General features: G+C 71.1%; 22 protein-coding genes. 13 read left to right on the forward strand and 9 right to left on the reverse strand.

Translation table 11 applies throughout. The annotated features are described in order from the left end of the window. Positions 1-10: 10 nt before the first annotated feature. On the reverse strand, positions 11-3,517 hold the full coding sequence (locus tag ACFYP5_RS07650; RefSeq protein ID WP_389031911.1) for a BTAD domain-containing putative transcriptional regulator: 3,507 nt from the start codon (positions 3,515-3,517) through the stop codon (positions 11-13). A 233-nt stretch (positions 3,518-3,750) separates the two neighbouring features. Here ACFYP5_RS07650 and ACFYP5_RS07655 point away from each other — a divergent pair, with 233 nt between their 5' ends. After that, complete coding sequence (locus ACFYP5_RS07655; protein WP_389031914.1) at positions 3,751-4,539, forward strand: site-2 protease family protein; 789 nt, start codon at positions 3,751-3,753, stop codon at positions 4,537-4,539. 16 nt (positions 4,540-4,555) lie between these two features. Here the strand turns inward: ACFYP5_RS07655 and ACFYP5_RS07660 are convergent, their stop codons facing one another. Together ACFYP5_RS07660 and npdG are read right to left on the reverse strand one after the other, a co-directional pair. Beyond that, a complete protein-coding gene (locus ACFYP5_RS07660; RefSeq protein ID WP_389031916.1) occupies positions 4,556-4,732 on the reverse strand; it encodes a hypothetical protein in 177 nt (58 codons plus the stop codon). A 98-nt stretch (positions 4,733-4,830) separates the two neighbouring features. Further along, positions 4,831-5,541 (reverse strand): NADPH-dependent F420 reductase, encoded by a 711-nt coding sequence (npdG, locus tag ACFYP5_RS07665; protein ID WP_389031919.1) that lies wholly within the window; start codon positions 5,539-5,541, stop codon positions 4,831-4,833. A gap of 139 nt (positions 5,542-5,680) precedes the next feature. Between npdG and ACFYP5_RS07670 the strand changes: the two genes are divergently transcribed. Beyond that, complete coding sequence (locus tag ACFYP5_RS07670) at positions 5,681-6,283, forward strand: hypothetical protein (protein WP_389031921.1); 603 nt, start codon at positions 5,681-5,683, stop codon at positions 6,281-6,283. Positions 6,284-6,357: 74 nt separating this feature from the next. Further along, positions 6,358-7,650 (forward strand): MFS transporter, encoded by a 1,293-nt coding sequence (locus ACFYP5_RS07675; protein WP_389031923.1) that lies wholly within the window; start codon positions 6,358-6,360, stop codon positions 7,648-7,650. Positions 7,651-7,703: 53 nt separating this feature from the next. On the opposite strand, the gene ACFYP5_RS07680 is transcribed toward ACFYP5_RS07675, so the two are convergent. Further along, entirely contained in the window at positions 7,704-7,934 is a 231-nt protein-coding gene (locus tag ACFYP5_RS07680) for a hypothetical protein (RefSeq protein ID WP_389032958.1), read from the reverse strand. A 58-nt stretch (positions 7,935-7,992) separates the two neighbouring features. Here ACFYP5_RS07680 and map point away from each other — a divergent pair, with 58 nt between their 5' ends. Further along, the gene (gene map / locus ACFYP5_RS07685; RefSeq protein ID WP_389031926.1) at positions 7,993-8,850 is read left to right on the forward strand and encodes a type I methionyl aminopeptidase; all 858 of its coding nucleotides are present in this window, start codon (positions 7,993-7,995) and stop codon (positions 8,848-8,850) included. A gap of 202 nt (positions 8,851-9,052) precedes the next feature. Next, positions 9,053-9,718, forward strand: coding sequence for a heme oxygenase (biliverdin-producing) (locus ACFYP5_RS07690; RefSeq protein ID WP_389031929.1), 666 nt, complete (start codon positions 9,053-9,055; stop codon positions 9,716-9,718). Positions 9,719-9,839: 121 nt separating this feature from the next. On the opposite strand, the gene ACFYP5_RS07695 is transcribed toward ACFYP5_RS07690, so the two are convergent. After that, positions 9,840-10,526, reverse strand: a complete 687-nt coding sequence (locus ACFYP5_RS07695) for a PhzF family phenazine biosynthesis protein (RefSeq protein ID WP_389031931.1) — start codon at positions 10,524-10,526, stop codon at positions 9,840-9,842. A 314-nt stretch (positions 10,527-10,840) separates the two neighbouring features. On the opposite strand from ACFYP5_RS07695, the gene efeO reads away from it, so the two are divergent. Genes efeO through ACFYP5_RS07715 form a run of 4 tightly spaced genes read left to right on the forward strand, consistent with a single transcriptional unit; the run spans position 10,841 to position 15,176 of the window. Then, complete coding sequence (gene efeO / locus ACFYP5_RS07700; protein WP_389031934.1) at positions 10,841-11,977, forward strand: iron uptake system protein EfeO; 1,137 nt, start codon at positions 10,841-10,843, stop codon at positions 11,975-11,977. Positions 11,978-11,997: 20 nt separating this feature from the next. Next, complete coding sequence (gene efeB / locus ACFYP5_RS07705) at positions 11,998-13,302, forward strand: iron uptake transporter deferrochelatase/peroxidase subunit (RefSeq protein ID WP_389031936.1); 1,305 nt, start codon at positions 11,998-12,000, stop codon at positions 13,300-13,302. A gap of 34 nt (positions 13,303-13,336) precedes the next feature. Further along, positions 13,337-14,308, forward strand: coding sequence for an iron uptake transporter permease EfeU (efeU, locus tag ACFYP5_RS07710; protein ID WP_389031939.1), 972 nt, complete (start codon positions 13,337-13,339; stop codon positions 14,306-14,308). Then, entirely contained in the window at positions 14,241-15,176 is a 936-nt protein-coding gene (locus ACFYP5_RS07715) for a hypothetical protein (protein ID WP_389031942.1), read from the forward strand. Before efeU ends, ACFYP5_RS07715 begins: the two co-directional genes overlap by 68 nt. Before the next feature lie 146 nt (positions 15,177-15,322). On the opposite strand, the gene ACFYP5_RS07720 is transcribed toward ACFYP5_RS07715, so the two are convergent. Beyond that, positions 15,323-16,069 carry a bifunctional DNA primase/polymerase gene (locus tag ACFYP5_RS07720; protein ID WP_389031945.1) on the reverse strand — a complete coding sequence of 249 codons (747 nt, stop codon included), beginning with the start codon at positions 16,067-16,069 and terminating at the stop codon, positions 15,323-15,325. A 339-nt stretch (positions 16,070-16,408) separates the two neighbouring features. Between ACFYP5_RS07720 and ddaH the strand changes: the two genes are divergently transcribed. Beyond that, the gene (ddaH, locus tag ACFYP5_RS07725; protein WP_389031946.1) at positions 16,409-17,266 is read left to right on the forward strand and encodes a dimethylargininase; all 858 of its coding nucleotides are present in this window, start codon (positions 16,409-16,411) and stop codon (positions 17,264-17,266) included. 13 nt (positions 17,267-17,279) lie between these two features. Here the strand turns inward: ddaH and ACFYP5_RS07730 are convergent, their stop codons facing one another. Continuing rightward, a complete protein-coding gene (locus ACFYP5_RS07730) occupies positions 17,280-18,278 on the reverse strand; it encodes a small ribosomal subunit Rsm22 family protein (RefSeq protein WP_389031949.1) in 999 nt (332 codons plus the stop codon). 193 nt (positions 18,279-18,471) lie between these two features. Here ACFYP5_RS07730 and ACFYP5_RS07735 point away from each other — a divergent pair, with 193 nt between their 5' ends. Continuing rightward, positions 18,472-19,806, forward strand: a complete 1,335-nt coding sequence (locus ACFYP5_RS07735; RefSeq protein WP_389031951.1) for a hypothetical protein — start codon at positions 18,472-18,474, stop codon at positions 19,804-19,806. A 67-nt stretch (positions 19,807-19,873) separates the two neighbouring features. Here ACFYP5_RS07735 and ACFYP5_RS07740 read toward each other — a convergent pair whose 3' ends face one another. Then, a complete protein-coding gene (locus tag ACFYP5_RS07740) occupies positions 19,874-21,178 on the reverse strand; it encodes a multidrug effflux MFS transporter (RefSeq protein WP_389032960.1) in 1,305 nt (434 codons plus the stop codon). Between the two features lie 78 nt (positions 21,179-21,256). Between ACFYP5_RS07740 and ACFYP5_RS07745 the strand changes: the two genes are divergently transcribed. Beyond that, on the forward strand, positions 21,257-22,258 hold the full coding sequence (locus ACFYP5_RS07745; protein ID WP_389031954.1) for a Gfo/Idh/MocA family protein: 1,002 nt from the start codon (positions 21,257-21,259) through the stop codon (positions 22,256-22,258). A 19-nt stretch (positions 22,259-22,277) separates the two neighbouring features. Here the strand turns inward: ACFYP5_RS07745 and ACFYP5_RS07750 are convergent, their stop codons facing one another. Continuing rightward, positions 22,278-23,906 (reverse strand): alkaline phosphatase D family protein, encoded by a 1,629-nt coding sequence (locus tag ACFYP5_RS07750; protein WP_389031957.1) that lies wholly within the window; start codon positions 23,904-23,906, stop codon positions 22,278-22,280. Positions 23,907-24,222: 316 nt separating this feature from the next. On the opposite strand from ACFYP5_RS07750, the gene ACFYP5_RS07755 reads away from it, so the two are divergent. Beyond that, complete coding sequence (locus tag ACFYP5_RS07755) at positions 24,223-24,996, forward strand: SDR family oxidoreductase (RefSeq protein ID WP_389031960.1); 774 nt, start codon at positions 24,223-24,225, stop codon at positions 24,994-24,996. Positions 24,997-25,018 lie beyond the last annotated feature (22 nt).

Consider the following 25,018-nt stretch of genomic DNA (forward strand, 5'->3'; position numbering starts at 1 on the left):
CCGCTCCGGTTCAGTCCCGGAACGCCTCCGTCAAGGCGATGGCCTCGTCCAGTGCGAGGCCGTCGCCTTCGGCGTACGCGGCCTCGTAGCCGGCTTCGCCGAGAACGGCGCGGGCCGCCGTCTCCGCCTCGGCGTAGTTCCGCCGCTCCATCGTCGTCGGCACATGGCCGTTCGGCAGCAGACCGCCGACCGCTCCCAGCAGCCGGGCGCCGACGGCCGCCCGGCGCGCGCCGCCGAGCCCCGCCAGGGCCCGCGCGACGCTGACGAGGTTGATGACGGACATCTGAGGCGCCACCATCTGCGACAGCGGGTCCCCGGACCGCTCCAGCGCCTGCAGGCTCCGGGCCAGGGCGTCGGCGTACAACCCCTCCTGGTTGTCCAGCCAGGCCTGCCCGCCCAGCACGAACCCCTCGAAGATCGCCAGGGTCTCGGACCTGAACTCCTCGCGCAGCACGACGTACTGTTCCCGGGCCTCGGCGACGCGGCCGGTGCTGCCCAGAAGCATGGCGAGGAAGAGACGTGCGAAGGGCATCGCCTCGTGTCCCGCCGCCCGTCCCTCGGCGAGCACCTCGCGCAGGATCGCCTCGCCCTCCGCGCTGCGACCCAGTTCGGCGAGCACAGAGGCGTACCGGGTACGGAGCACCGCCACCTGGGCCTGGGCACCCAGCCGCTCGGCGTAGCCGATGGCGGCCTGGTAGTCGTCGGCCGCGCGGGTGTAGTCGCCCCGCCGCTCGTTGGCCTCCCCGCGGGAGGAGAGCGACTCGGCGGCGCCCCAGTCGTCACCGAGCCGGCTGAAGATCTCCAGGCTCTCGTCGGCATCCACGCGGGCCTCGCCCGACCAGTCGGGGCGGTTGGCCAGCACATTGGCGCGCATCTGGAGCGCTGCTGCCAGCTCCCACTCGTAGCCGAACTCGCGGGCGGCACGGACCGTTTCGTCCACCAGTTCGCGCAGGTCCGCGACGCCTCCGGTGAGCATGACCGCGAAGAACCAGAGCGACGCGGGGGCACGGCAGGTCTGCGGCTGACCCACCCGGTAGGTGGCGGCGATGACGCGTAGCCGCTCCATGCTCTTCTCGTTGGTCCACTCGTCCAACGCATGGTCCATGCTGACCAGTTGGATCAGGCCGACACCGCGCCGCGCCTCCTGTAGCAGCTCCGGGCCCATCGGCGGCGGCGCGTCGGTGCACCGTTCCCGGATGGACGGGGCGGGCCGGGCAGGCGGGGCGAAGGGATCCGGGCCCAACGCGGCGGCCGCGTCGGCCCAGTGCAGGGCGTCGGCGCGCAGATCGCGCATCTGCCAGTACCAGGAGAGCGAGAGCACCAGGCAGACCGCCTCCTGCTCGTCGCCGGCGGCGACGGCGTGGCGCAGGGCGGTGCGCAGATTCTCGTACTCCCGCTGGAGGAGGGCGATGGCGGCCCGCTGCCCGGCGCCGCGCAGCAGGGGGTCGGTGGTACGGGCCAGCTCCCGGAAGTAAACCAGGTGGCGCTGCTCGACGGTGGCCCGTTCCCCGGCCTCGTCGAGCCGCCCGGCGGCGTACTCGCCGACCGTCTCCAGCAGCCGGTAGCGCATTTCTCCGTCGTCGGCGGGTGCGGCGACGACGAGGGACTTGTCGACGAGCGAACCGAGCACCCCGGCGACCTCGCGCGCGTCCTGCGGCCGGTCCGCGCCGACGGCCTCGGCCGCGGCCAGCGTGCAGCCGCCGGCGAACACGGACAGGCGGCGCAGGACGGTGCGTTCGGACGTGTCTAGGAGGTCCCAGGACCAGTCGACGACGGCACGCAGGGTCTGCTGGCGCGGCAGAACGGTACGGCTGCCGCTGGTCAGCAGGCGGAACCGGTCGTCGAGCCGGTCCGCGATCTGGCGCGGGCTGAGCATCCGCAGCCGGGCGGCAGCGAGTTCGATGGCGAGCGGCAGTCCGTCGAGCCGGCGGCAGATCTCGGCGGCGGCGGCCGCGGTCTCGTCGTCCCTGTCGATCCGGAAGCCCGGCTTCGCGGCGGCACCGCGGTCGGCGAGCAGGCGCAGCGCCATCGGGTCGGGCAGCGGGTCGACGGGGCGGACGAACTCGCCCGGCACGCCGAGGGGTTCACGGCTGGTCGCCAGGACGGTGAGGTCCGGGCAGTGGACGAGCAGATGGTCGGCGAGCGCCGCGGCGGCCTCGATGACGTGCTCGCAGTTGTCGAGGAGGAGCAGCATCCGGCGCCGGGAGCAGTGCTCGGTGAGCCGGACGAGCGGATCGCCGGCGCCCCGCTCGGCGGCCCGCAACTCCTCGGCGCCGGCGCCCCGCAGCACGGTCTCGCGCGCGCCGAGCGCGGTCAGTACCGCTTCGGGCACGGCCTCGGGGTCGTCCACGGGGGCGAGCTCGGCAAGCCAGACGCCGTCCGGCCAGGCGAGCCCGGCGGACTCGGCGGCCTCCTGGGAGAGCCGGGTCTTGCCCGCTCCCCCGGGCCCCAGGAGGGTGACGAGCCGGGCCTGCGCGAGGTCGTCCCGGAGCGCCTCGATATCGGCCTCGCGCCCGACGAAGCTGGTGAGCCTGGCGCGCAGGTTGCCGTGGGGGGCGGGGGCGTACGGGGCCGGGGCGCCGTCGTGGGCGAGGGCAGGGGCGGCGGGGAACCGGGCCGGCCGGGGGGCGCGGTCCGGCACGGCGGTCGGGTCCGCCAGTGGTGGCCGGCTCGGCGCGGGCGCGTGGTGCGGCGCGGCGGCCGGACGCCGCCCGGGCGTCCGATCGAGCCCGGGCGCGCGCCCCGGCGCGGACACCCGGCCTTGTCCGGCCCCTCGGTCCGACGGTGCCCACGCCGGTTCCTGGCGAAGCAACTCCGCGTGCAGAGAACGCAGTTCGGGTCCCGGGTCGGTGCCGAGGCGGTCAGCGAGTACGGTGCGTACCTCCTCGTACGCGGCCAATGCCTGCGCCGTGCGTCCGGCGTCCCGCAGCGCCCGCAGGCGCAGCGCCTGGAGCGGTTCGTCTATCGGGTGGTCGGCGCAGAGCGCGACCAGTTCCGGCAGGACCTCGTCGGCGCGGCCCAGCGCCAGCGCCGCGGCGAGCCGGGTGCGCCGGGCGTCCAGCCGGCGGGCCGTCCAGCGGGCGGCGACGGCGCCGCGGTCGGGCAGGTCGGCGAGGACCGGGCCCCGCCACAGGGCGAGCGCATCGTCGAGGACGGCGACGGCCTTGGCCGGATCGCCCGACTCCAGGGCCCGCACCCCCTCCCCGGTGAGCCGGTCGAAGCGGTGCAGGTCGACCGCGTCGGGCGCGGCGGCAAGCCGGTAGCCGCTCTCGGCGGAGGTGATGGCCTCATGGCCGAGAACCCGCCGGAGCCGGCCGACGAGCGCCTGCAGGGCACCCACCGCGTCGGCGGGCGGCTCGCCGTCCCACACCTCGTCGACGAGCACCGCGGCCGGGACCGCACGGCCGGGGCTCAGCGCGAGAACGGTCAGCAGGGCGCGCAACCGCGCCCCACCGATGGCGACGGCCGTGCCGTCGTCGTGGAGTGCCTGCGTGGTGCCGAGGATGCTGTAGCGCACGCGCCTATTCTCCGTGACCGGAATCAGGAATCGGACATGCGCCCGGCAGCGGCGATCCGTTCCGTCCCTCGGCGTCGCCCGACGGTTCCCCCGTGTCGCTCGTCATGTGTCCACCCTGGCCGGAACCACCACCCGGATGCGAGTCGTTTCCGCCGTGTCGACTGTACGGTCGGGAGTCGTCCTGCACGTGAACGCGCTCCACCTTTTGCTGCCGAGCCACTTGGAGTCCGCCGATGACCACCGCAGTTGCCCGCAGCGACCGGCGGATCAGTCCCATCTTCCTCGGGATCGCCGCCGTCATGGCGGTCTCCGGCTGGGCGGTGTGGACGGACTTCGCCGAGCAGCCGGGGCTTGCGATCTTCCTCTTCGTCACGGCGGCCTGGGTCGTCTCGCTCTGTCTGCACGAGTACGCGCACGCGCGGACCGCACTGCACAGCGGGGACATCTCGATCGGGGCGAAGGGCTATCTGACGCTGAACCCCCTCAAGTACACCCATGCGCTGCTGAGCATCGTGCTGCCGGTGCTGTTCGTGATCCTGGGCGGGATCGGGCTGCCCGGTGGCGCGGTCTTCATCGAGCGGGGCCGGATCAGCGGCCGCTGGAAGCACAGCCTGATCTCGGCAGCGGGTCCCCTGACGAACGTACTGTTCGCGGTCGTCTGCACGGCGCCGTTCTGGCTGCACGCGCTGGACGGTGTCCCGTTGGGGTTCCGGTACGCGCTGGCGTTCCTGGCGCTGCTCCAGGTCACCGCGTCGATCCTGAACTTCCTGCCCGTCCCCGGGCTGGACGGGTACGGGGTGATCGAGCCGTGGCTGTCGTACAGGATCCGCCGCCAGGTGGAGCCGTTCGCGGTGTTCGGCCTGTTCGCGGTCTTCGGGCTGCTGTGGATCCCCGAGGTGAACATCGTCTTCTTCGACGCGATCCACGGCCTGTTGCAGTCGCTGGGCGTGAGCGAGACCGACACGTACTGCGGCTTCGACGCCTACCGGTTCTGGCAGCAGTCGTCCTGCATCGTCGGTTAGGGGTGTCCGGCCGCGGTCAGCCGGCGGCGTTCTCCGCGCGGTGCTTGCGCAGGTAGTACCACGCCATGTTGGAGGAGAGTCCGGCCAGCAGCACCCAGATGATCCCGAGCCAGGTGCCCTGGACGAAGGAGATCACGGCCGCACCGACGGCCAGGACGCAGACGGCGAGGGCGTAGAGAGCGAGGCGGGGCATGGGGGGCAGCTCCTGTCCGGGATGGCGCATGGTCCCGTCCAGTGTCCCTCATGCCCCATTCCGCTCTCCGCAGGGTGCGGCCGGGGGCGCCCCTGGGCTCAGACGTCCGTGGTGCGCAGCCCGGCGTGCGCCTTGTAGCGGCGGTTGACCGAGATCAGGTTGGCGACCAGCGACTCGACCTGGTGGGCGTTGCGCAGCCGGCCCGCGAAGATGCCGCGCATGCCGGGGATCCGGCCGGCGAGCGCCTGCACGAGATCGGTGTCGGCGCGGGTGTCGCCCAGCACCAGCACATCGGTGTCGATCTCCTCGATCGCCTCGTCCTGGAGCAGCACTGCCGAAAGGTGGTGGAAGGCGGCGGTGACCCGGGACTCGGGCAGCAGGGCGGCGGCCTGCTCGGCGGCGCTGCCCTCCTCGGGCTTCAGGGCGTACGCGCCCTGCTTGTCGAAGCCGAGCGGGTTGACACAGTCGATGACGAGCTTCCCGGCGAGCTCGTCACGCAGCGACTCCAGGGTCTTGGCGTGGCCGTCCCACGGCACGGCGACGATCACGACGTCGCTGCGGCGGGCGCACTCGGCATTGTCGGCGCCCTCGACGTCGAGGCCCAGCCCGTCGGCGGCGGTCCGGGCGCGATCGGCGGCACGGGAGCCGATGATCACCTTCTGCCCGGCGCGGGCGAGCCGGTAGGCGAGACCGCGGCCCTGCGGGCCGGTCCCGCCGAGCACGCCGACGGTCAGCCCGGATACGTCGGGAAGGTCCCAGGGGTCCTTGGCGGGGGGCTTGGGCGCGCTGCCGCTGTCATTCGTAGTCATGGGCCCGACACTACTGCGCGCCATGGAGGGGAACGCAGCGCGTCACCCCTGCGACATCCTCACTGCGCCTGCCCTCGTTCGGCTGATTCGGTGCCGTTCGCCGGTGCGGGGGGCGGGGCCTGCGGCATGATGCCGGGCCATGGATGCCGTACGCGTCGCCCTGCTCCGTGAAGTGCTCGCCGGGACCGAGTGGCCCGCGGCGGCCCGCCGGTTCGCGGGGGCCCTCCGGTCGTCCGTCGTTCCGCACGGCGGCGGTCTGCTGCTGGTGGGTACGGAGGCGTACGAACCGTGGCACCTGGCGGCTCATCTGGTCGACGAGTCCACCTGGTCCGGCCTGCCGGAGCTGACGCCCACGCTCGTACGGCACCGGGCGGAGCCGGGCGATCCGGCGCATCTGGCCGTCGGTCTGGGCCGGATCGAGGCGGCCGGGCGGGGCGAGACGCTGTTCCTGGTGGCTCCGGAGCGGCCCGGGGACGGGCTGCTGGAGCGGGTGCACGACGCGCGCCGGGCGGGGGCGACGGTGCTGTCGCTGGACGACGGCGATCCGGAGGTGCGGGGGCTCGCCCATGAGACCCTCGCGGTGACCTGCCGCGACGATGTGGACCTGGACACCGTTCAGCATCTGGTGAGCGCGGCGGCCGGGGAGAACAGTGTCCCCGCACCGCGCGGCCGCCATCGCTTCCGGGACCGGCTGTCCCGGCTCGCCGACCAGCTGACCGCGCCGCCGCCCGCGCGCTGGTGACGAGGACGAGTCCGCCGCAGGCCCCGGCAAAACCGGTTGCAGAGGGCATGTACGGCGCCGGACCATGACCCCTCGTGACCTCTGCCACCGCCCTGCCCGCCAGGCTCTCCGCACTCCTGCCCGATCTCTCGCCCTGGCGTTCCTCGGCCGACTTCCGGCTGCTGTGGGTCCAGGGCCTGGTCACCTACTTCGGCAGTTTCATGGCGCTGATCGCGCTGCCGCTCCAGATCAAGGAGCTCACCGGTTCGCCGCTCGCCGTCGGTGCGATGGGTGCGGTGGAGCTGGTGCCGCTGGTCGTCTTCGGACTGTACGGCGGGGCGCTCGCCGACTCCGCGGACCGCCGCAAGGTGATCCTGGGCACCGAGGCGGGGCTGGGGATGCTCGCGCTCGTCCTTCTGGTGAATGCCGCGCTGCCCGACCCGATGCTCTGGCCGCTCTATCTCGTCGCGGGCGGCGTCTCCGCGCTCGCCGGGCTCCAGCGGCCCGCGCTGGACTCTCTGATCGCCCGGATCGTGCCGCACGACCAGCTCACCGCGGCCGCCGCGCTGAACTCGCTGCGCTGGCAGTTCGGCGCGATCACCGGCCCTGCGGTGGCGGGCCTGGTGGTGGCCTATGCGGGGCACGCCACGGCGTACGCGGTCACGGTGGTCACGTTCACCGTCTCCGTGCTCCTCTGTCTGCGGCTGGCGCCCGCACCGGCCGCCGAGCACGCACGGAAGCCGTCGCTGCGCGGCATCGCCGAGGGGGCGCGGTACGCCTGGAGCCGGCCGGTACTGCTGGGGACGTACGCGATCGACCTGGCGGCGATGTTCTTCGCCTTCCCGAACACGATCTTCCCGTTCCTGGCGGACGAGCTGGACGCCGAGTGGTCACTGGGATTGATGTACGCGGCGGGGTCGGTCGGCTCGCTGGTGCTGGGCCTGACCAGCGGCTGGACGTCACGGGTGCGGCGGCACGGGCTGTTCGTGGTGTTCGGGGCGGCGGTCTGGGGGCTGGCGATCGCGGCGGCCGGGTGGTTCAGCAATGTGTGGCTGGTGCTGGTCTGCCTCACGGTGGCGGGCGCGGGCGACATGCTCAGCGGTCTGGGCCGCTCCACGATCTGGAACCAGACCATCCCGGAGGAGCTGCGCGGCCGGCTGGCGGGCATCGAGGTGCTTTCGTACAGCGTGGGGCCGCAGCTCGGCCAGGTGCGGGCGGGAGCGATGGCGGGCTGGACGGGCACACGGGCCGCGATCTGGACGGGCGGGGTGGCGTGCGTGGCCTCGGTCGCGCTGCTGGCTGCGGCGCTGCCGAAGCTCCTCACGTACGACTCCCGGACAGACGCCGACGCGGTGCGGCACCGGCAGTCCAGCCCCTCCGGCGTGTGAGGAGCAGGGTCCGGGGCCGGAGCCCCGGGGCAGCTGCCGGACGGATCGGAACCCTACGCGTCGGTCTCCGGAGGCGTGGCGTTGTCATGCCACCTGGGGTCGTTCTCCCACTCCAGATTCCGCTCCTTCGCCGTGTCCATCGCGTGCTGCGCCTCCTCACGGGAGGCGTAGGGGCCGAACCGGTCCTTGGCGGGGCATTCGGGGCCTTCCTCGACTTTCTGGTGCACCAGGCAGTAGTACCACTCGCCCGGCTTACCGACCGTGCGCTTCTTGAACAGGGCCATCATCGGCTCCTTTCCTCGGAGCCATGCTGCCCCAAGCTCGCTGGTTAGACTCGCTGACATGTCTGGCCAGTCGCTGCTCGTACCAGGGGAGATCACTCCCATCCGTTCCGTACCGGGAAATATCCGGCGCCCCGAGTACGTGGGCAAGCCGGCTCCTGCGCCGTACACCGGCCCGGAAATCCAGGACGCCGACACCGTCGAGCGCATGCGCATCGCCGGCCGGATCGCCGCACAGGCGATGGCCGAGGCCGCGAAGCACATCGCTCCGGGCGTGACGACGGACGAACTCGACCGCGTCGCCCACGAGTTCATGTGCGATCACGGCGCCTATCCGTCGACGCTCGGCTACCGCGGCTTCCCCAAGTCGCTCTGCTCGTCGCTCAACGAGGTCATCTGCCACGGCATCCCGGACTCCACGGTGCTGCGCGACGGCGACATCGTGAACCTCGACGTCACCGCGTACATCAACGGTGTGCACGGCGACAACAACGCCACGTACCTCTGCGGCGATGTGGACGAGGAGTCCCGGTTGCTCGTGGAGCGCACCGAGGAGTCGCTGAACCGCGCCGTCAAGGCGGTCCGCCCCGGGCGCCAGATCAATGTGATCGGGCGGGTCATCGAGTCGTACGCCAAGCGCTTCGGGTACGGCGTGGTCCGGGACTTCACCGGGCACGGGATCAATTCGTCGTTCCACTCCGGCCTGATCATTCCGCACTACGACAGCCCGCACGCGACCACCGTGATGCAGCCCGGCATGACGTTCACCATCGAGCCGATGCTGACGCTCGGGACGCACCAGTACGACATGTGGGACGACGGCTGGACCGTGGTGACGAAGGATCGCAAGCGCACCGCCCAGTTCGAGCACACGCTGGTGGTCACGGAGACGGGCGCCGAGATCCTGACCCTCCCCTGACCCTCCGTACGCGATCCGCAACCCCGGCGAACGGGCGGAACCGGGCGTACCGTTTTACCGACGGACTGTCGGGAAGCTGTTGACTTAGGTAAGCCTAAGTTGGAGGATCGGAGATGTCGACAGTGGCTGCCGAGCGCAGTTGCTGTCGGCTTTTCCGTCTTTCTCCGGACTTCCCTCCCTCCTCGGTCCCCGGAGGCCCGCCTTGGACGCAACAGCCGCCACCACGCCCTTCTCGACGCTGATCCGCACGGCGTCGCACGAACAGCACACCGAGGCGGAGACCTCGACCTTCATGAGCGACCTGCTGGGCGGGCGGCTCGGAGTGGTCGCGTACACGCGCTACACCGAGCAGCTGTGGTTCGTCTACCGGGCACTGGAGGAAGGCTCGGAAGCGCTGCGCACCGATCCGGTCGCCGGTCCGTTCATACAGCCGGAGCTGATGCGCACCGCGGAGCTCGAACGCGACCTGGCACATCTTCGCGGTGCGGACTGGCGCAGGGGCCTGGAGCCACTGCCCGCGACGGCCGCGTACGCCGACCGGGTCACCGAGTGTGCGCGCACCTGGTCCGCCGGATACGTCGCGCACCACTACACCCGCTACCTCGGGGATCTCTCCGGCGGCCAGATCATCCGCGACCGGGCGGAGAAGACCTGGGGCTTCGCCCGCAAGGGCGACGGCGTCCGGTTCTACGTCTTCGAGGAGATAGCCAACCCCGCCTCGTTCAAACGGGGTTACCGCGAGCTGCTGGACGCGGTGGAGGCGGACGAGCTGGAGAAGAAGCGGATCATCGACGAGTGCAGGCACGCGTTCGCGCTGAACACGGCGGTGTTCCGGGAGCTGGGCGAGGTTTTCCCCCGCAGCGCTTAGGCCACACGGGGTGCGGAGCACGGGGCGAGCAGGTCCTGACGGTGGAACCGGTCACCCGTGCCGCTTCGCCCTCGATCACCGGAAAGCCTGGATTCGCCCGTCCGACGTCACGGCGCCGACGTCACAGCACCGCCGACAGGCTCGACTGCGCCAGCAGGACGCGGCCCCCGATTTCCAACGTGCCGTCCGGCGCGGGTGCGGTGAGGATCTGGGAGCCGCGCCCTTGTGTGATGTTCAGGGCCCGCCCCAGTTGCGCGCTGAGCAGCAGCGCCGCCGCGCCCGTCGCCTCGTCCTCGACGATCCCGTCGTCCCGCCGCGGGAAGGCCCGCGCCCTCACCCGTCCCGCCGCCTCATCCTCCCAGGCCCATACGTAAAGCCAGCCCTCCCCCGGAGGCGGCCCGGTCAGCGCCTCGACCTCGGCCACGGACGCGTACTGCTCCAGCGTGCGTGCCGGCACCCACTCGGGGCGGGCCGCGATCCAGCTGAACTCGCCGTCCTGGCGGGCGTAGACGTCACCGACCGGCAGCTCCAGGATCTCCAGGTCGAGGAGCCAGGCGGCACCCACGAGCGGATGCCCGGCGAACGGCAGCCGGAGTCCAGGCGTGTAGATGTCGACGTGCCCGCGCTCGGGATCGTCGACGAACACGGTCTCACTGAAACCGAGTTGCCCGGCGAGCGCCTGCCGGGACGCCTCGTCGGGGAACGTACGCCCGTCGCGTACGACCCCGAGGGCGTTGCCGTGCCGGCCGTCCGGGCCGCAGAACACGTGCAGTACGTCGATGCCTGCGGGTACGTCGTAGTCACTCACGTGCGCATTCAAGCATCGTGCGGCCCGGTGGTGCCGCAAGGAGCGGATCGGACGGTACGGCGACGGGGTCCCGGCGAGGACAGCGGCGCCCAAGCGCCCCTCGCCCGTACCACCAAGGACCGGTTGACCATCCCTTGACTCTCCCATGGGCTGTTCATGAACCCTCTGTGATCGCCCCGTTCTCCGGCACCCCGGGTGAGAGCTGAATCACTGCACGGGTGGGTACCGGTGAGGTAAGCCTCGGTTAAGTTAGGTCCGCCTCACCCGCCCCTTTTCCGGCCTTGTTCATCCTCTTCAGCCTTTGTGGAGCCCGTATGCGAGCCGTTCGTTTCTCCGTCGTCACCGCTGTCGCCACCGCGGCGGCTCTGACCGCCGTCTCGGGCTGCGCCGAGAAGAGCGACGGCAAGGGTGACGGCGCGGTGAAGGTCACCGCGAAGGACGACTCCTGCGCGGTGTCGAAGAAGAAGCTCCCGGCCGGTCACGTCGCGCTCGCCGTGGAGAACAAGGGATCCAAGGTCACCGAGGTCTACGTCCTCTTCCCGGACGACCGCATCGTCGCCGAGCGCGAGAACATCGGCCCCGGCACCAAGGCCACCATCACCGCCGAGGTCAAGGCCGGTTCGTACGACGTCGTCTGCAAGCCCGGCATGAAGGGCGCCGGCTTCCGGCAGAAGATCGACGTCACCGGCGGCACCGCGGTCAAGCGCAGCCCAGAGATGGACAAGGCCGTCGCCGGCTACCGCACCTATGTGCAGGCGCAGGCCGACGAGACGCTTCCGAAGGTCAAGGTCTTCACGGACGCCGTCGCCGCGGGTGACATCGAGGCCGCGAAGAAGGCGTACGCCGACTCCCGCATCGGCTGGGAGCGCACCGAGCCCGTCGCCGAGTCGTTCGGTGACATCGACCCGAAGGTCGACGTCCGCGAGGACGGCCTGGAGGACGGCCAGCAGTGGACCGGCTGGCACCGCCTGGAGAAGGCGCTGTGGCAGGACAAGAAGCTCGGCGCCGAGGAGAAGGCCCTCGCCCCGGTCCTCTACAAGGACCTCGTCGACTGGCAGCAGCGGGTCGGCAAGGCGGAGATCACCCCGACCTCGATGGCCAACGGCGCCAAGGAGCTCCTCGACGAGGTCGCCACCGGCAAGGTCACCGGTGAGGAGGAGCGCTACAGCCACACCGACCTGATCGACTTCAAGGCCAATGTCGAGGGCGCGCAGAAGTCGTACGAGCTCCTGAAGCCGATCGCCTCGAAGAACGACGCGGCGCTGACCACCACCCTTGACAAGCAGTTCGCGGCGCTGAACACGCTGCTGGACAAGTACCGCGAGGACAAGACCTCCTACGAGTTCACCTCGTACGACAAGGTCGCCAAGGCGGACCGCAAGGAGCTGTCGGACGCCGTCAACGCGCTGGCCGAGCCGCTGTCGCAGCTCGCAGCCGCAGTGGCGAAGTGACGGACGGGGAGGCACCGGTCATGTCCGAGGAGAGCCAGAACACCGCCGGGACGGACGTCGCCGACACGGACGCCACCGAGCCGGACGCCACCGGCGGCCGCGCTCCGTCGCGCCGTGCGCTGCTCGGCTGGGGCGGTGCCGGGCTGGCGCTCGGCGCGGTCGCGGCCGGTGGCGCGGTCGCCGCGGTGCGTACGGAGGACGACGCCGTGCCGGCCGCGGACAGCGGCGCCGCGGTGCCGTTCCACGGTGTGCACCAGGCCGGTATCGCCACCGCCGTCCAGGACCGGCTGCATTTCGCCGCGTTCGACGTGACGACGAAGGACCGGGCCGAGCTGATCGCTCTGCTCAAGGAGTGGACGCGGGCGGCCGAGCGGATGACGGCCGGTCACGCGGTCGGCGACGGGGCGTACGGCGGTCTCGCCGAAGCACCGCCGGACGACACCGGCGAGGCACTGGGGCTCAAGCCGTCCCGGCTCACCCTGACCATCGGCTTCGGTCCCTCCCTGTTCGCCAAGGGGAGGTTCGGCCTCGAGGACCGGCGCCCGGAGGCGCTCGTCGATCTGCCGAAGTTCCCCGGTGACAACCTCGACGCGGCCCGCGGCGGCGGCGACCTGTGCGTCCAGGCGTGCGCGGACGACCCGCAGGTCGCGGTGCACGCGATCCGCAACCTCGCCAGGATCGGCATGGGCCGCACCGCGATCCGCTGGTCGCAACTGGGCTTCGGCAAGACGTCGTCGACGACGCCCGACGCCCAGACCCCGCGCAACATGATGGGCTTCAAGGACGGCACCCGGAACATCTCCGGCACCGACACCGCGGCCCTCGACAAGCATGTGTGGGTCGGCGAGAAGGACAAGGCCGGCTGGATGACCGGGGGTTCGTACCTGGTGGCCCGGCGCATCCGCATGCACATCGAGACCTGGGACCGGACCGGACTCCAGGAGCAGGAGGACGTCTTCGGCCGGGACAAGGGCGAGGGCGCCCCGGTCGGCAAGGCGAAGGAGCGCGACGAGCCGTTCCTGAAGGCGATGCTGCCGACCGCCCACGTGCGGCTCGCCCACCCGGACAGCAACGACGGTGCGAAGATCCTGCGCCGTGGCTACTCCTTCACGGACGGCACGGACGGCCTGGGCCGGCTCGACGCCGGGCTGTTCTTCCTGGCCTACCAGCGTGATGTCCGCAAGGCGTTCATTCCGCTGCAGCGCCGCCTCGCGGCACACGACGCACTCAACGAGTACATCCAGCACGTGGGTTCGGCGCACTTCGCCGTCCCGCCGGGCGTCCGCTCCAAGGGCGACTGGTGGGGCCGGGCGCTGTTCTCGTAACGGGACTCGGAAGCGGAAAAAGGAGAACCGAAACGTGTTCAGCAACTTCCTGATCGGCCTGCGCGAAGGCCTTGAGGCCAGCCTGGTCGTCTGCATCCTCGTCGCCTACCTGGTGAAGACCGGCAACCGGAGCAAGCTGCTGCCGATCTGGCTCGGGGTCTCCATCGCGGTCGTCGTCAGCCTGGCGTTCGGCGCGGGTCTCGAATTCGGCTCCCAGGAGATGACGTTCAAGGCGCAGGAGGCGCTCGGCGGTTCGCTGTCGATCATCTCGGTCGGCCTGGTCACCTGGATGGTGTTCTGGATGCGACGCACCGCGCGGCATCTGAAGGCGGAGCTGCACGGCAAGCTCGACGCGGCGCTCGCGATGGGCACCGGCGCGCTGGTCGCCACGGCACTGCTCGCCGTCGGCCGGGAGGGGCTCGAGACCTCGCTGTTCGTCTGGCGTGCGGTGCATGCCGCGGACGACGGCTGGCACCCGATGATCGGCGCGCTGCTCGGGATCGCCACGGCCGTGGTGCTGGGCTGGCTGTTCTACCGCGGTGCGCTGAGGATCAACCTGGCGAAGTTCTTCTCCTGGACCGGCGGCATGCTGGTGGTCGTCGCGGCGGGCCTGCTCGCGTACGGGGTCCACGATCTGCAGGAGGCCGAGTTCCTCGGCGGTCTGCAGAACCGCGCGTTCGACATCAGCGCCACGATCCCGCCGGACAGCTGGTACGGCACGCTGCTGAAGGGCACCTTCAACTTCCAGCCCGATCCGACGGTTCTTCAGGTCACGGTGTGGGCGCTGTATCTGATCCCCACTCTCGCACTGTTCCTCGCCCCGGTAGGGTTCGGACGGTCAGTGGGGGCGACGGATCAGAAGGCGCAGAAAGCAACGGATGAGAAGCCTGAGGCCGATTCGGCTGGCGACGGGGCTCGCGACAGCGATGGTGCTGAGCATGACGGCGAGCGGGTGCGTGACGGTGCACGGCGAGCTGGAAGTCGTACCGGCGGCGACGAAGTCTGAGGCCGCGAAGGCCCTTACGGACTTCACCACCGCGTACAACGCGGCGGACAAGGCCTACGACCCGGCGTTGGACGCGGACCGGGTCACCGGTCCGCTCGGGGCGATCAACCAGGCCGGTCTGCGGGCGCGGCAGAAGAACAACCCCGACGGCAACGCGAACCACCGGCCGCTGGAGCTGACCGACGCCACGTATCTCATCCCGAAGAAGGCCGGCTGGCCGCGCTGGTTCCTCGCGAACACCGACTCCAACCGCGACCAGGACAGCGGGAAGCAGGACACCAGCTGGCTGATCGTCTTCGTCCGGACCGGTCCCGACGCGGTCTGGAAGGCGTCGTACCTCGCGGTCGTGACGCCGTCCGAGCTGCCGGCGTTCGCGAAGGACGGCGACGGACGGGCCCGGCCGGTCACCGCGGACAGCGCGGAACTGACCGTGGCACCCGAGGACTTGAGCACGTCGTACACGCAGTACCTGCAGAAGGGCACGCCGGACGTGTTCGCCCCCGGGGCCGCCACCTCGGCCTGGCGGGTCGAGCGCAGAAACAGCCGGCGGGCGGGCTTCTCCTTCCAGTTCATCGACCAGCCGCTGGACGGCGGTACGTTCGGTCCGCTCGGCCTGGAGACGGAGGACGGCGGGGCGCTGGTCTTCTTCAGCAGCAAGCACTTCGAGCAGCAGACCGCGGCGAAGGGACTGCGCCCGCCGGTCAACGCGGACGTACAGGCGCTGCTGACCGGCGAGGTGAAGACCACCCTCACCAAGGAGCGGGTCTCCAGCCAGCTGGTGTACGTCCCGAAGAAGGGCGCCGGGAACCGCGCCAAGGTGATCGTGCTGAACCGGCTGCCGGGGCTCACGGCGGCGAAGGGCTCGTAGGCGCGGTCCCGCGCCGCCGTGGGCGACGTCCCGTTCTGCCGGGAGCCGTCCCCTGCCGCCCGTGGTGCGGGGTTCGCACTGCTCGTGGCGCAGGGCTCGTGAGGCCCCGCGTCCCGGGCCGGCCCGTTCTTCCTCCGCGGGAGATCTCAGCGGCTGAGCGGCCAGGCCACCGAGTCGTGGTCGAGATCGCCCTGGTCCGCCGTGTCGGCGTACTGCGCGCAGGCGTCGGTGAGCGTCTCCAGCAGCGTCAGCGGGTCCGGCAGCGGGTTCTCCGGGCCGCGGACCCAGTGCACGTCCAGCTCACCGGGGAGCATGGCGGGCGGCAGGAGTACGTAGCTTCCACGGCAGTGCCAGCGCATCCCCGGATGCTCGTCCATGGTCTCGGGATGGCAGTCCAGCTCGCAGGGCCACCACTCGTCCTCGTCCTCGGGGGTGCCGCGGGTCGCGGTGAAGAACAGCATCCGGTCGTCGCCGGAGACGGCCACCGGGCCGACGTCGATGTCCGCGGCGAGGAGCCGCTCCAGAGCCTGCTTGCCCGCGGTCAACGGCACGTCGAGAACGTCATGGATCATGCCGGTCGCGGTGATGAAGTTGGCCTGCGGCTGACTGCGGGCCCAGCGCTCGATCTGGGCACTGTCGGTGGTGGACTGCGTCTGCCAGGCGAACGAGATGGGGTGCCGGGCGGGGGTGGGACAGCCGATGCGTTCGCACGAACATCGGTAGCCGACCGGGTGGGCGGCGGGCGAGATGGGCATTCCGGCTTCGGCGACAGCCAGGAGCAGCGCCTCCCGGGCGGTGTCGTCGACCTCGTTGTGCTGCGATTTGGGTCGTCGGCGAAGCCATTGGGAAAACTTGCTCTCTGTGCCGCGAGAACGGCCGAAATCGGCGCCCATCAATCCCCTTACCTCAGCGTTGCCCCTGCCTATGGTCCCACCATCCTGCGCCTCGGGTGGCCAGAGTTCTCAAGCGGGGTGCGGGGACCGGCGCACCGAGCTGGGCACTATGCCAATAATTGCCCGGAAATGGCAGGTGTGGCTCAGGAGGCCCACCGGCGGATCGGGACGGGACGTAGCACTTCGACGCCTCTGCGTAGTCGTTACCGAGCCGCCCGTACAACCACCCGATCGGTTCACTGCGCGGTCGCCCCGGACGGCGCACCATGGGCTCACGCACAGACCCGTGCGAGCCCCGACTGTCCGCAGGCCACCCCTGCTGTCCGTGAGGAGCCCTCATTGCCTCGTGAAGCCACACCCTCATCGCTTCGTGAAGCGACCCCGCGCCGCTATCTGATGTGCGCGCCGACCCATTTCGAGGTCACCTACTCCATCAACCCGTGGATGGACCCGAGCAAGCCGGTCGATCTGGAGCTGGCCCAGGCCCAGTGGGAGGACCTGCGCGACCGCTACCGGGCGCTCGGTCACACCGTCGAGCTGCTCACCCCGGGTCCCGACCTGCCCGACATGGTCTTCGCCGCCAATGGCGCCACCGTCGTGGACGGCCGGGTGCTGGGTGCCCGGTTCGCCTACCAGGAGCGGTACCCCGAGGCCGAGGCGCACCGGGACTGGTTCCGGGACCACGGTTTCACCGAGATCCACGAGCCGGCCCACGTCAACGAGGGCGAGGGCGATTTCGCGGTCACCTCGACGTACCTGCTGGCCGGGCGCGGCTTCCGGTCCAGTCCGCTCTCGCACGACGAGGCACAGGAGTTCTTCGGACGGCCGGTGATCGGGCTCGACCTCGTGGACCCGCGCTACTACCACCTGGACACGGCGCTGTGCGTGCTCGACGAGGCGGGCGACGAGATCATGTACTACCCGGGCGCCTTCTCGCCGGGCAGCCGCTCCGTGCTGAGGCGGCTCTTCCCCGACGCGTTGACAGCCGAGGAGGCGGACGCCGCCGCGCTCGGGCTGAACGCGGTCAGCGACGGCCTCCACGTGCTGGTGCCCCAGGGTGCCGCGGGCCTCTTCGATCCGCTGCGGGCGCGCGGTTTCGAACCGGTCCCGATGGACCTGAGCGAGCTGCTCAAGGGCGGCGGCAGCGTGAAGTGCTGCACCCAGGAGCTGCGCGGCCCGGTCTCTCGTCCGGCCTGATCCGGCAGAGGCTCTAGGCGTCGTCACCGGGGGGCGGCCATGCGTCGCCCCACGCGGTGTCCCGGGCGGCCCGGTACAGCTCGCCGTGCCGCTTGGTGACCGTGGAGCGCTTCAGCGCCTCGTCACGGGTGCAGAGGTCCAGCAGCACCTGCCCCTTGCGGATCTGCGGCTTGCGGGTGACCCGGGCGAGTACCGGCTCGGTGGCGAAGCGGGTCGCCACGACATAGCTGAACTTCTCGTCCTCGTACGGCAGTGATCCGCCCTTCACCTGCCGGTGCAGCGAGGAGCGGCTGACCCGGGCGGAGAAGTGGCACCAGTCGGTGCCCGGCTCGATGGGGCACGCCTCGCTGTGCGGGCACGGCGCGGCGACCGTCAGCCCGGCGGCGATCAGCCGGTCGCGGGCCTCGATGATGCGGGCGTATCCGTCGGGGGTGCCGGGTTCGACGATCACGACGGCCTGCGCGGCGGCCGCGGCCGTGTCGACGACGGCGGTGCGGGCGGCAGCCGTCAGCTCCCCCAGCACATAGCTGACGGTCACCAGGTCGGTGGGGTCGAGCTCCAGACCCGCAGCGATCCGGGCCCGCCGCCAGTCGGCGGTGCGCAGGGCATCGATTCCCGAGGCCCCGGCCAGTTCCCGGCCGAGGACGAGGGCGGGGTCGGCCCAGTCGAGGACGGTCGTCCGGTGCCCCTCCCAGGCCCCGGCGACGGCCCAGCTCGCCGCTCCGGTGCCGCCGCCGATGTCGGTGTGGGTGGCGGGTGTCCACTCCGGGGCGGCCTCGCGCAGGGCGGCGAGGGCGGACCGTACCGCTTCGAAGGTCGCGGGCATCCGGTACGCGGCGTACGCGGCGACGTCCGAGCGGTCGCGGAGCACCGGGGCATCGGTCGGGGTGGTCCCCCGGTAGTTGGCGATGAGCCGGTCGACGGCCTGGGTGGCCTGCTTGGGCGGCAGTCCGTCGAGGAGTCCGGCCAGCGCCGCGCGCAGGGCTTCCGCGGTGGAGAGGGTGGCGTTCACCGAAAAATTGTAGGCGGACACGACCGGCCGTTCTCCGGCCGGTCGTGTCCCGTCCGGCGCACCGTCGCCCGCGGACGATCCCCGCACCACAGCCGCCGAGCTGAACTGCCGGGGCACCTGGGCCAGTTGCTACGCTGATCGGCGCGAGGTCAGGAATGCTCACGTGAGGTCGGGAATGCTCATCGAGGGGACCATGCGACAGAAGATCGTGCGCCTGACTCTGGTCGCCGGGGTGCTGGTGCTGGCCCTGCTGCTTCTGCTGGCCACCTGCGGTGCCGGGGGGAACGGAAAGAAGGGCGACGGGGGCAAGGGCGGCAGCGGGCCGAAGAAGCCGGTTCAGACGGGTGCGGGCCCTGCGACGCAGCTCACCGTTCCCCCCGCGTACACGACCCGGCGCGGCTGGGAGCTCATCAACACCTCGCCCGACTACGCGATCTCCCGGACGACGGGACGCCTCGCCTATCTGCTGCGGGTCTCCGACAACCAGTACCGGCTGGAGACCATCGACTCGGCGACCGGGAAGGCCGGCTGGAAGGGCGAGAACTGGCGGCCGCCGGCCTCGAAGCACTTCCCGAAGCTCCTCCTGGTCACCAAGGACGACGTGGAGTACTTCGTCACGTGGGCGTACGGGAAGGTCGGTGTGAACGCGCTGACCCCGGCCGACACGATCGTCTCCCTCGATGTGTACAACGCGACGGACGGCTCCCGGCAGCGCATCGAGGTGCCGTGGAACTCCGCACCGACCGTCGACACCAGTGGACCCGGCATCCTGATCACCGACGGCCGCACCGACAGTGTGCTGGTCGACCCGGCGAGCGGCCGGATCACGAAGATCGCCCCCACGGCGCTGAAGTACCCGAAGGGCTGCCCGTCCTGCAAGCAGCTCACCGAGGTGTTCGGACTGACCACGAAGGGCCTGCTGATCGGCGGGGCACGGGAGTTCTGGGTGCAGGGCGGCTGGTTCAGCCGGAACGTCGCCCCGAAGGGCACCGACCGTTCCAGCGGGATCCCGACCTCGGTGGCCCCCGGCTGGGTGCTGGCGAAGTGGCAGCTCGCGAAGGGCCAGAAGCGCGCGACGACCCATGACCTGTGGGCGGTGCACGACGCGGAGACGGGGAAGCCGGTGGCCACGGTGGAGTGCCACAAGGTGGCGATCAAGCCGGGTCAGTACCCGCAGGCCGTCATGTCGCCCTCGCGGACGTACCTGGTGGCCGGCAACCTCGCCTTCGACCTGGAGACGAAGAAGGGGTTCTGTCTCGAGGCGACGGACGGCTCGAAGCCGCTGACCCTGGTCTCCGTGACCGACGAGGGCATCGCCTACGGCGCGACGCCCGGACGCAACGCGGCGGACGTGCTGGCCGGCCGCGGCCGTCCGGTCCAGGTCGAGGTCACCAGTGGGGTCCCGGAGGCGCTGCCCACCAATGTGCGGCTGCCGGCCACGGAGGCCGCGGCGGGGGTCGGCGTGTTCCGGTGGACGGACGAGCTGGACCGGCTGCATCTGCTCGGCTACCCGCGCGCCGACCGCTAGGGGACTAGAGGGCTACGCCCGGATCCTGGCCGGACACCCCTGGGCGAGTGGCCCGAGGGCCCCTTGCTCAGGCCCTTGCGTCACCGCGCTGCCAGGGCCGGCACAGGCCCAGGAAGCACGCCATGGCGCCGACCGCGCACACCAGCTGGACGACCGCCATGGGTACGGCCGTCGCGTCCCCCGCGATCCCGACGAGCGGTGAGGCGATCGCCCCGATCAGGAACGCCGACGTACCGAGCAGCGCCGAGGCCGAACCCGCGGCGTGCTTGGTACGCATCAGGGCCAGGGCGTTGGTGTTCGGCATCGCCAGCCCCATCGCCGACATCAGCACGAAGAGCCCGGCGGCGACCGGCACCAGACCGACGTCGCCGAAGGCCCCGGACGTCATCAGCAGAAGCGCGGTCGCGGCCAGCACGATGACCCCGAGCCCGAAGCCGAGCGCCTTGTCCAGGCTGATCCGGCCCACCAGTACCTTGCCGTTGATCTGGCCGACGGTGATCAGGCCGATCGAGTTGATGCCGAAGAGCAGGCTGAAGGTCTGCGGCGAGGCACCGTAGATCTCCTGCACGACGAACGGCGAGGCGCTCACGTACGCGAAGAGGGCCGCGAAGGCGAGGCTGCCCGCGACCATGTAGCCGGTGAACGTGCGGTCGCCGAGGAGGCCGCGCATGGTGCGCAGCGCGTCGCCGACCCCGCCGGTGTGCCGTTCCTCGGGCGGCAGCGTCTCGTGCAGCCACTTCCAGACGACCAGGGTGAGCAGCACGCCGACGACCGTGAGGACGGCGAAGATGCCCCGCCAGTCGGTGAACCGCAGCACCTGTCCGCCGATCAGCGGCGCGACGACCGGTGCCACGCCGGAGATCAGCATCAGGGTGGAGAAGAACCGGGCCATCTCCACGCCGTCGTACATGTCCCGGACTACGGCCCGGGCGATGACGATGCCGGCCGCACCGGCCAGTCCCTGCAGGAGGCGGAAGCCGATGAGGAGTTCCGTGGTGGGCGCGAAGACGCAGAGCGCGGTGGCGAGCACGTACACGACCATGCCGAGCAGGAGCGGCCGTCGGCGGCCCCAGCGGTCGCTCATCGGTCCGACGACGACCTGGCCGAGCGCCATGCCGCCGAGGCAGGCGGTGAGGGTGAGCTGGACGGTGGCGGCGGGGGCGTGCAGGGCGTCGGTGACCGCGGGGAGCGCCGGGAGGTACATGTCCATGGAGAGCGGCGGAAGTGCGGTGAGTCCGCCGAGGACAAGGGTGACGAGGAGTCCGGTGCGCCGGGCCGCGGCGGTGGCGGTCGGATCGGTCACGGCAGGGATGCCGGTCCGGTCGGTCGGTATGTGGGTGTGCTGGGCTCGGCTCACGCCGCTCTCCGGCATTCTCATCTCCAAATAGTTGAATCCGCCCTCTATGCTCTCAGCTCAGCCGGAGTGGTCGAGACCTTTTTGGGAGCAGGCATGAGCAGGACCGTGCGTTGGGGCGTACTGGCTACGGGTGGCATCGCCGCGACCTTCACCGCTGACCTGCAGGGGGTGCCCGGCGCGGAAGTGGTGGCCGTGGCGTCGCGTACGGACACGTCGGCCAAGGCCTTCGCCGAGCGGTTCGGGATACCCAGGGCGTACGGCAGCTGGGCCGAGCTCGCCGCGGACGACGAGGTCGACGTGGTGTACGTGGCCACCCCGCACTCCGCGCACCGGGAAGCCACGGCGCTCTGCCTGAAGGCCGGAAAGCATGTGCTGTGCGAGAAGGCGTTCACGCTCAATTCCCGGGAGGCGGAGGAGCTCGTGGCCCTCGCCCGGGAGGGCGGCCTCTTCCTGATGGAGGCGATGTGGACGTACTGCAACCCGCTCATCAGGCGCATGACCGCGCTGATCGCCGACGGTGCCATCGGCGACATCCGCACCGTACAGGCCGACTTCGGGCTCGCGGGCCCGTTCGGTCCCGACCACCGGCTGCGGGACCCGGCGCTGGGCGGCGGTGCACTGCTGGACCTGGGCGTGTACCCGGTGTCGTTCGCACAGCTGCTGCTGGGTGAGCCGGACCGGATCCAGGCCGATGCGCTGCTCTCCCCGGAGGGCGTCGACCTGAACACCGGCATGCTGCTGGGCTGGGAGTCGGGCGCCACGGCGCTGCTCAGCTGCTCGCTGGTCGCGGACACCCCGCAGACCGCCTCGGTCACGGGCACCCGGGGACGGATCGACTTCCCGCGCGGCTTCTTCTACCCGGAGCGGTTCGTGCTGCACCGGCCGGACCACGACCCCGAGGAGTTCACCGCGGAGTCGTCGGGCGAGGGGCTCAGCGGGATGCAGTTCGAGCAGGCCGAGGTGGTACGGGCACTGCGGGCCGGGGAGACGGAGTCCCCGCTGGTGCCGCTGGACGGTTCGCTGGCGGTGATGCGGACGCTCGATGCGGTACGGGACCGCATCGGCGTCCGCTACCCCGTGGACGGCATCGGCTGACCGGGGCGGAGGCGGGGCATCACGCAGGCGTGAGGCCCTGGTTGCCCACCTCCGTGACGAACGATCCGGCCGTCGCGACGGGCGCACCGGGCGTGGTGACGGCCGACACCGTGCGGAAGTCGGCGCGTGCCTGGTCCTGGCCCAGCGTGACAACCGCGTACCCGCGCCGTCCGTTGAAGAACTTCATGTGCGGGTTGGCCTGCATCTGGTTGTTCCAGCTGCCCGGCTTGTCGGATCCGTCCTTGCCGCTGGTGATGGACGTGGCGACGATCTCCGTGCCGAGCGTGCGGGACGACGGGTCGTCGAAGTCCTTCTTCAGGTCGAAGCCGTAGCCGACGTGCACATCGCCGGTCAGCACCATCAGGTTGTCGATCCCGGCGGCCTCCGCGCCCTGCAGGATCCGGTCCCGGGAGGCCGGGTAGCCGTCCCACGCGTCCATGGACAGCTTGAAGGAGTCGGTCGGCACATCGCGCCGCTGGGCGAAGGTGACCTGCTGGGGCACGACGTTCCAGGTGGCCCGCGAGGCGTGCCAGCCGTCGAGCAGCCAGCGCTCCTGGGTGGCGCCGGTCAGGGTGCGTGCCGGGTCCTCGGACTCCGGCCCGGGCTTCTGCCAGCCGTCCCCGTACGCCTGGTCGCTGCGGTACTGACGGGTGTCGAGGATGTCGAACTGGGCGAGCCGGCCGAACTGCAGGCGCCGGTAGAGCTTCATGTCGGGGCCGGTCGGCCGCTGCGGGGTGCGCAGTGGCTGGTTCTCCCAGTACGCGCGGTACGCGGCGGCGCGGCGCAGCAGGAACTCCTCCGGCGGGACGTCGTTCTCCGGGGTGCTGCCCGCGTAGTTGTTCTCGGTCTCGTGGTCGTCCCACGTGACGACGAAGGGGTGTGCGGCGTGTGCGGCGCGCAGATCCGGGTCGGACTTGTAGAGGGCGTACCGCAGGCGGTAGTCCTCCAGGGTGACCGTCTCCCGGTTGAAGTGGGCGGGGAGTGTGCGGTCCGTGTAGTTACGGGCTCCACCGGTCGCGGTCACGGCGTACTCGTAGAGGTAGTCGCCGAGGTGGAAGACGACGTCGACGTCCTCCTGCGCGAGGTGGCGGTACGCGGTGAAGTAGCCGTCGTGGTAGGCCTGGCAGGAGACGGCGGCGAGGGACAGCGCACTGTTGCGGGCGTGCCGGGCGGGGGCGGTGCGGGTCCGGCCGACCTGGCTCACCCACTTCCCGGCGCGGAAGCGGTAGTAGAGGACGCGGTCGGCATCAAGGCCCTTGATCTCGACGTGGACGCTGTGGTCGAACTCCGGGTGGGCGGTGGCGGTGCCGCGCCGGACGATCCGGGTGAAGTTCTCGTCGCGGGCGAGTTCCCAGCGCACCTGGACGCGGGCGTTCGGCAGTCCGCTGTCCGGCTCGTACGGGCGGGGTGCGAGTCTCGTCCACAGCAGGACCGAGTCGGGCAGCGGGTCACCGGAGGCGACGCCGAGGGTGAACGGGTCCTCGCTGATCCTCCTGGCGTCCAGCTCGGCGGCGCTCGCGGCGCCCGCGGCCGGCAGGTTGACCGAGAAGGCGAGCGCGGCGGCGGCACCGGTGACGGTGAGGAAGCGGCGGCGGCCGACGTGGCGTGCGGCGTCGCGCATCTCCTGCTGGTGCGATGAGTACGTCATCTGTCCCTCCCGTGACTGGCGGTGTACGCGTGGAAGTCCACCGGTCCCGCACATCGAGTGGCTGTCGTGGTGGCGTCGCGCAGGCGTCGCGTTGATGAGGAGTGCGGCGGGATCCCCCCTCGGGGGACGAATTGCGCCGGGGTACCGCGGACACAGAGGTACGGACGGAGAGGTACGCAGTCGCGGGAACATGATCATCGTCAAGCGGCCCCGGCGGCGCTGGAATCGCCGAAGAATGATCAAGAAATCATTCCGTCGAACCCGAACCGGCCACCCCCCGGGGACCTTTGACCCGGGAGGCGTACGCTGCGGCATCATGAGCAACAAACTGTTGAACTCCGATGCGAAAACGGCCGTCGTCACGGGCGCGGGCTCCGGGATCGGCCGTGCGGTGGCTCTTGCCCTGACCGGCGCCGGCTGGTCGGTGGCGCTCGCGGGCCGTCGCCCCGGACCCCTCGCCGAGACCGCGGAACTGGCCGGGGAGAAGGCCAGGGTGATCACCGTTCCCGCCGACGTCTCCCGCCCCGAGGACGTGACCGCGCTGTTCTCCTCCGTACGGGAGTGGATCGGCCGGGTCGACCTGCTGTTCAACAACGCGGGCACGTTCGGCCCGCGCTCCGTCCCGGTGGAGGACCTGTCGTACGACGACTGGCGCACCGTGGTCGAGGTGAACCTGACGGGGGCGTTCCTGTGTGCGCAGGCGGCGTACCGGCAGATGAAGGAGCAGGACCCGCAGGGCGGCCGGATCATCAACAACGGCTCGATCTCCGCCCATGCGCCGCGCCCTCACTCGGTGGCGTACACGGCGACCAAGCACGCCATGACGGGGCTGACGAAGTCGCTGTCGCTGGACGGGCGCCCGTACCGGATCGCCTGCGGCCAGATCGACATCGGCAACGCGGCGACCGAGATGACCGAGCGGATGCAGAGGGGCATCCGGCAGGCCAACGGCGAACTGGCCGTGGAGCCGGTGATGGCGGCGGACGACGTGGCCCGGACGGTGCTGCACATGGCGGAGCTGCCGTTGGAGGCGAATGTGCAGTTCGCGACGGTCCTGGCGACGGCGATGCCGTACGTGGGCCGCGGCTGACACCCGGCGCGTGTCGGACCCT

Origin of the sequence: Streptomyces sp. NPDC005262 (assembly GCF_042872425.1) — a bacterium.
GTDB lineage: Bacteria > Actinomycetota > Actinomycetes > Streptomycetales > Streptomycetaceae > Streptomyces.

Excerpts from the sequence above, each read along its gene's own strand:
- ACFYP5_RS07745 (WP_389031954.1), top strand. The coding sequence starts at position 21,257 with ATGAGCAGGACCGTGCGTTGGGGCGTACTGGCTACGGGTGGCATCGCC.
- efeB (WP_389031936.1), top strand. The coding sequence starts at position 11,998 with ATGTCCGAGGAGAGCCAGAACACCGCCGGGACGGACGTCGCCGACACG.
- ACFYP5_RS07735 (WP_389031951.1), top strand. The coding sequence starts at position 18,472 with ATGCGACAGAAGATCGTGCGCCTGACTCTGGTCGCCGGGGTGCTGGTG.
- ACFYP5_RS07660 (WP_389031916.1), bottom strand. The coding sequence starts at position 4,732 with ATGCCCCGCCTCGCTCTCTACGCCCTCGCCGTCTGCGTCCTGGCCGTC.
- npdG (WP_389031919.1), bottom strand. The coding sequence starts at position 5,541 with ATGACTACGAATGACAGCGGCAGCGCGCCCAAGCCCCCCGCCAAGGAC.
- ACFYP5_RS07655 (WP_389031914.1), top strand. The coding sequence starts at position 3,751 with ATGACCACCGCAGTTGCCCGCAGCGACCGGCGGATCAGTCCCATCTTC.
- ACFYP5_RS07715 (WP_389031942.1), top strand. The coding sequence starts at position 14,241 with ATGACGGCGAGCGGGTGCGTGACGGTGCACGGCGAGCTGGAAGTCGTA.
- map (WP_389031926.1), top strand. The coding sequence starts at position 7,993 with ATGTCTGGCCAGTCGCTGCTCGTACCAGGGGAGATCACTCCCATCCGT.
- ACFYP5_RS07680 (WP_389032958.1), bottom strand. The coding sequence starts at position 7,934 with ATGGCCCTGTTCAAGAAGCGCACGGTCGGTAAGCCGGGCGAGTGGTAC.
- efeO (WP_389031934.1), top strand. The coding sequence starts at position 10,841 with ATGCGAGCCGTTCGTTTCTCCGTCGTCACCGCTGTCGCCACCGCGGCG.
- ACFYP5_RS07670 (WP_389031921.1), top strand. The coding sequence starts at position 5,681 with ATGGATGCCGTACGCGTCGCCCTGCTCCGTGAAGTGCTCGCCGGGACC.
- ACFYP5_RS07750 (WP_389031957.1), bottom strand. The coding sequence starts at position 23,906 with ATGACGTACTCATCGCACCAGCAGGAGATGCGCGACGCCGCACGCCAC.
- ACFYP5_RS07720 (WP_389031945.1), bottom strand. The coding sequence starts at position 16,069 with ATGGGCGCCGATTTCGGCCGTTCTCGCGGCACAGAGAGCAAGTTTTCC.
- ACFYP5_RS07740 (WP_389032960.1), bottom strand. The coding sequence starts at position 21,178 with ATGCCGGAGAGCGGCGTGAGCCGAGCCCAGCACACCCACATACCGACC.
- ACFYP5_RS07755 (WP_389031960.1), top strand. The coding sequence starts at position 24,223 with ATGAGCAACAAACTGTTGAACTCCGATGCGAAAACGGCCGTCGTCACG.